Below are 5,250 nucleotides of genomic sequence, written 5' to 3'. Positions count from 1 at the left end.
TAATGTCCCTATTTCATGAATAGTACACCAATCTATTACTCTTTTACTGGCTGTGTGTAGATAATTTTCTACTCGACAGTTTCGTTTATGGGTTAGGAATATCAATCTCTTAGATGAGGGTTGATTATTTCTGGTTTTCAGTTGAGATTGTAAGCGGGAACGTTGTTTGTTGTAGAAGGTGTTAATTGCTTTTAACGGTCTGCCATTTACCAAAAGAGGTGCTATACCTGTTTGATTTGTAGTTACAGCCATTAAGTTATTAACTCCTAAATCTATCCCAGCTATCTCTTGTTTATCTGTGGTTTCCGACCGTCTTTCATAGACTATTTCAATGACATAACAGCTACTTTTGGGGACAATTCTCACTTCAATTATTTCTCTTCGGGAAGTGGTCAATTTTACGTCGCTCATAGACAAGTGACAAATTCCTTCTTTTAAAGGTTTTTTATAAATTGATTCCTGAGAATATATTAGCAGGTTTCTTCCTTTGGTTTTGTCCTTATACTTAATAATTTTAGGTTTTCCTAAAAATTTTTCAGGGTGTTTTTTCCAAGCTCTAAAAGCGGCAAAATAACTAATCCAAGCCTGATCTAATCTTCTGATTATCTGCTTGCTCACTTTCGTGGGTAAAGCTAAATAATCTGAGGTTTTAGATACCAGATGATAGAGTTGATTAAAACTCAGTTTTTGGGAGTTTTCAAAGAAATATTGGCGATAATGGTAGTTAGCTAGATTGAACAAATTTTTTGACAAGAAGGCATAATGGTCGATTTCTGACCATAAGGGATGGTTTTGACTGATAATATGACGTTCAACTAGCTTCATATCTTGATTATACCTGATAACGTTCTTAAAATCTATCGGTGGCCAAAGTTACTTATTTTAGCTATCTAGCTACAGAAATGAGTAGCTTTAAAAAGCTTTAGGTAGGTTTTTGGTTTCTGTGGTTAACCCCAGACAAAAATAAGAGCGATCGCACTAATCATATCATATTCCAAGGCTCTGTCTTGGAACAAGGATATGGTTATTGATTTCTTTTTGCTTCCTCCGCTAACTTTTTGTTATTAGAAGCATAAGGATTTTGAGGATTAATTTCAATGGCTTTGTTATAATCTTTAATAGCTTTATCATATTCTTTTAATTCAAGGTAAACATTCCCTCGACCATTGTAAGCATAATCATTTTGAGGATTAATTTCAATGGCTTTATTATAATCTGCCATTGCTTTATCATATTCTTTTAAATCAGAGTAAACAGTCCCTCGATTAACGTAAGCATCAGCATATTGAGGATTAATTTCAATGGCTTTATTATAATCTTTAATGGCTTTATCATAGTCTTTTAAAATACGGTAAACAACTCCTCGATTATTGTAAGCTTGAAATAATTGAGGATTAATTTCAATGGCTTTATTATAATCTTTAATAGCTTTATCATATTCTTTTAAATCAGAGTAAACAGTCCCTCGATTAACGTAAGCATCAGCATATTGAGGATTAATTTCAATGACTTTATTATAATCTTTAATAGCTTTATCATATTCTTTTAAATCAGAGTAAACATTCCCTCGATTAAAGTAAGCTTGAAATAATTGAGGATTAATTTCAATGGCTTTATTATAATCTGCCATTGCTTTATCATAGTCTTTTAAAATACGGTAAACAACTCCTCGATTATTGTAAGCATTAGAATATTGAGGATTAATTTCAATGGCTTTATTGTTATCTGCCATTGCTTTATCATAGTCTTTTAAATCAGAGTAAACAATCCCTCGATTCTTGTAAGCTTCGGCATATTGAGGATTAATTTCAATGGCCTTAGTATATGCCGCAATCGCTTTATCATATTGATTATTATTACGGTAGTCTTCCCCTTGCTTAAAATAGGTTTCAGCAGTGGTAGAATTAGGTTGAGATGATTGCGCTACCGTAACAGGATTAAAAGAAAAATCCCCCACCAAAGAGGAAGACTCCCAAGGAACTTGCTTATTTTGAGTAGCTTGTACAACATCCTCCCGTACCCGTTTAAACATCAACTCCACATCTAAATTCGGTGTTTTCAGATGCTTTAATAAAAAAGACGTATATAACCCATTTTCTCCCTCTCCATCAGCAGCAACCCCTCCTGGTTCCGTCGCAAAAGCAATCAAGGCACCCCTAGCTGATTGTATCGGAGCCAAACCCCGTTGACTAGAGCGCCATTTTCGAGCAAAGGGATTATTGCGACAAGCATCAAGAATGACAATATTCATCTGATTTGCCGCATCTTCCATCCTAGCTAAGACTTTTCCTACCGGAATCGCCTCATAGCGCACATCTTCTGCCACATCCAGCTTCGCATTTACCGGAATAAGATAATTTTCGCCATCCACTTGTGTACCATGTCCCGCATAATAAAATAATCCCACTCCTCCTGCCTTAAGTTGGTGGTGAAATGTGTCAATAGCATTTTCAATCTGCTTTAAATCAGCATTTTCCAGCAAAATTACGTCAAAACCAACATCTTTAAGCGCATTCGCCATCGCTTCTGCATCATTAATCGAGTTTTTGAGAGGATTATCCTGATAACTCGCATTTCCAATGACTAAGGCTGTGCGTCGTTGTTTTTGTTGACTTTGTGACTGATTTGTGGTAATAGTAATTCCACGATCTTGAGTTTGCTGGTTTTGACAGGATACGAGGGAGAAAATTAGGGGAAATAGGGATAAAATTAGGCAAAGTTTCAATAATTGCGGTTTCATGGCAATTCAGATAAGCATTGGAGGATAATAATGGGATTGAACTGATTAGGGAAAGGATGAAATTCTTTCCCGACAATATCATATCTATTCAAATATTTGCTATACTTAACAATTATTTATTATTTGCTGACAACACTAGACGGCGGATGCAAGCAACTGTCCAGTATATTACTATGGAGGATGAGTTATCTTATGAAGATATTCAAGAAGCAGGGGAGGATTTCTCAGAGCAGTTAGGTCGAGTTTTAGAAGCTAAAATAGTAGTCAATGGAATTAGAATCCGATTGGAGAATTAACGATGACTTCAAAACCGGTTACTGAACAGGAATTAGCAGAAATCTTAAAAATCGCTCAGCAAGGAGAAAATAAACTCAGAGAAATGAGCGATTATGCCACAATTCTAGCAGAAAAATGGAGAAGCAAAACCCAAAACACTCCTAATCCCGTAAACAAAGGTATATTTTGAGTCTAAAACGCTGCACCATTGTTTGGATTAGATTGCTGTTTTGGGGATTTTTCTACTTTCAAAACCTCAGATAAATCATAAAAAACTTGCTGCTTTTTACCAGAATTTTTAGAATTATTTACTCCTCTAGTTAAGGGTGTATTGTTATCAGGTGCTTGACGAATTTCCATAAGATCATCTAATACTGCATAAGGCTCATCCTTAGTTTCCAAAGTAAAGAGTAAATCATCTTGATCACAAGTAGCACTTTTGGATTTTACTCCACAGACAACGGGAACTTCTCGATCATTAATCCAACTTGCTACCGTAGCCGTGACATACTGTAGTCCATCCCGATCATAAATATCTTGGAATCGTCTAGAAACTTGATCACATCGTTTTCGAGGATTCCATTGATTACCAAAATAATAATTATCTGGTTTCCAAATAATTATAGTAAAATCTCTGTCTGAATTTGGATTATGGACAATAGTAGCTGGCACATTTTTACCTAAATATTGAGCATTTCCACAAAAAAACTTAGATTTTGTTGCAGCATTAGAATTTCCTTGACATCCTGAGGTCAGCATTAGCAAGCCAAATAAAAGTGAGACTGCTATTCCCGAAGTCTGACGCTTCATAAATCTTACTTACTCCTGTTAAACTTGTTCCTATTACCTTTATAGCTTAAAAAGCAGGTTGATGTTGTGTCTCATTGTTTTGTTGTCTCTCAGATAAATTGATCACCCCAATACCAATTACTCCTCCTAAAAGTAACATTAAAATTAGGGGAATAACGGTCATTTTACCCCCTTTATTTTGTATAGATGAAGAATGAGACATAAAAACTGTTGGCGCAATGGTAGGGGAGACTCCCTGTAAACCTTGAATTGCTTGCAAAGCTTCTGTAGCTGAGGGATAGCGTTGTTGAAAATCTGGATGACTCATTTTAACTAAAATATCAGTAAATTTAGGTGTTGTTTTGACTTTATTTTGCCAATGTATTTCTCCTGTTTGACTATCAACTAATTGGGTAGGATAATATCCCGTTAACATCTGAATAGCAATCATTCCCACAGAATAAATATCACTGCTAAAGGTAGGTTTTCCTAGATTTTGTTCATTTGACATATATCCTTGTGTTCCTATTCCAATTGTCTTAGGTTGGTTTTGAGGATTACTTAAATTAATAATCTGTTTTACCGCACCAAAATCAATTAAAATAATTTTATTATCTCGTTTGCGTCTAATTAAGTTATCAGGTTTAATATCCCGATGAATAACGTTATGCTGATGTACAAAAGCTAAAGTTGATAATACATCTTCTAAAAATTCAATTACTGCTATTTCTTCCCATTGTTTCCCTAGTATAGTTTCCTCACCTAAAGAATGTCCCTCAATATATTCTTGAACGAGATAAAATTGATTATTTTCAGAAAAATGGGCAAATAATTGGGGGATTTGAGCGTGTTTTCCCAATTGATAAAGACTTCTTGCTTCTGTATCAAATAAACGCATTGCTATTTGCCAAGATTGGGGATCAGATTGGGGTTTAAGTTGCTTGACAACACACCAAGGATGATCCGGTAATTGGGTATCTTTAGCTAGAAAAGTTTCACCAAATGCACCAGAAGCAAGCGATCGCACAATTTGATAACGATGGACTAATAAATTCACCCTTATCTTACCTGCTGATAAATAGTGGTTATTATAGCATTGATTGATCCCCCCTAGTCCCCCTTAAAAAGGGGGGAACCGGATTCAAAGTCCCCCTTTTTAAGGGCGATCGCAGATCTTGTATATACTTTAGACGTTCATAATCTGAGATTTATTAAACTTCTGAAATCGTAGAGTGAGCAAGGAATCCAGTTCTTTTTTATGTTTCAGATGGACATCATTCAGACATTCATAAATAGCTGAAGAAAAGTCAGAAAAGTTTTCATCGGAAATTTTGGGTCTGAAACCCCGCCGTTCTAGGTTGGCTTTACGTTAGAATTAAAAGGCCAGTCTCGAAAACCAAGTGGACGGCGCAGCACCTTGAAAACTCGGCTTAGGGGGTTCCGAC

General features: G+C 35.6%; 6 protein-coding genes and 1 pseudogene. 2 read left to right on the top strand and 5 right to left on the bottom strand.

From position 1 onward, the window contains the following. Both IQ242_RS15985 and IQ242_RS15980 read right to left on the bottom strand, forming a co-directional pair. On the bottom strand, positions 1-825 hold an 825-nt coding region (locus IQ242_RS15985; RefSeq protein ID WP_193960637.1), incomplete at its 3' end, for an RNA-guided endonuclease TnpB family protein. 199 nt (positions 826-1,024) lie between these two features. Then, a complete protein-coding gene (locus IQ242_RS15980) occupies positions 1,025-2,740 on the bottom strand; it encodes a tetratricopeptide repeat protein (protein ID WP_193960636.1) in 1,716 nt (571 codons plus the stop codon). Positions 2,741-2,796: 56 nt separating this feature from the next. Between IQ242_RS15980 and IQ242_RS26285 the strand changes: the two genes are divergently transcribed. Together IQ242_RS26285 and IQ242_RS15970 are read left to right on the top strand one after the other, a co-directional pair. Further along, positions 2,797-3,036 (top strand): hypothetical protein, encoded by a 240-nt coding sequence (locus tag IQ242_RS26285; RefSeq protein ID WP_170863877.1) that lies wholly within the window; start codon positions 2,797-2,799, stop codon positions 3,034-3,036. Positions 3,037-3,038: 2 nt separating this feature from the next. Then, complete coding sequence (locus tag IQ242_RS15970; RefSeq protein ID WP_170863876.1) at positions 3,039-3,206, top strand: hypothetical protein; 168 nt, start codon at positions 3,039-3,041, stop codon at positions 3,204-3,206. Between the two features lie 2 nt (positions 3,207-3,208). Here IQ242_RS15970 and IQ242_RS15965 read toward each other — a convergent pair whose 3' ends face one another. The 3 genes and pseudogenes from IQ242_RS15965 to IQ242_RS15955 form a co-directional block, all read right to left on the bottom strand. Beyond that, on the bottom strand, positions 3,209-3,826 hold the full coding sequence (locus IQ242_RS15965) for a COP23 domain-containing protein (RefSeq protein ID WP_193960635.1): 618 nt from the start codon (positions 3,824-3,826) through the stop codon (positions 3,209-3,211). Between the two features lie 46 nt (positions 3,827-3,872). Beyond that, complete coding sequence (locus IQ242_RS15960; RefSeq protein ID WP_193960634.1) at positions 3,873-4,862, bottom strand: serine/threonine-protein kinase; 990 nt, start codon at positions 4,860-4,862, stop codon at positions 3,873-3,875. A gap of 129 nt (positions 4,863-4,991) precedes the next feature. After that, a pseudogene (locus IQ242_RS15955) lies at positions 4,992-5,126 on the bottom strand (IS630 family transposase); the annotation flags it as partial. Positions 5,127-5,250: the final 124 nt, after the last annotated feature.

Source organism: Microcystis sp. LEGE 08355 (assembly GCF_015207185.1).
Lineage (GTDB): Bacteria > Cyanobacteriota > Cyanobacteriia > Cyanobacteriales > Microcystaceae > Microcystis > Microcystis panniformis.
Note: the sequence above shows the minus strand (reverse complement) of the source record. Positions and strands in the feature narration are given on the sequence as shown.

What these genes read in the sequence shown, in the direction of transcription:
- IQ242_RS15980 (WP_193960636.1), bottom strand. Translation starts at nt 2,740, where the DNA reads ATGAAACCGCAATTATTGAAACTTTGCCTAATTTTATCCCTATTTCCC.
- IQ242_RS26285 (WP_170863877.1), top strand. Translation starts at nt 2,797, where the DNA reads ATGAAATTCTTTCCCGACAATATCATATCTATTCAAATATTTGCTATA.
- IQ242_RS15970 (WP_170863876.1), top strand. Translation starts at nt 3,039, where the DNA reads ATGACTTCAAAACCGGTTACTGAACAGGAATTAGCAGAAATCTTAAAA.
- IQ242_RS15965 (WP_193960635.1), bottom strand. Translation starts at nt 3,826, where the DNA reads ATGAAGCGTCAGACTTCGGGAATAGCAGTCTCACTTTTATTTGGCTTG.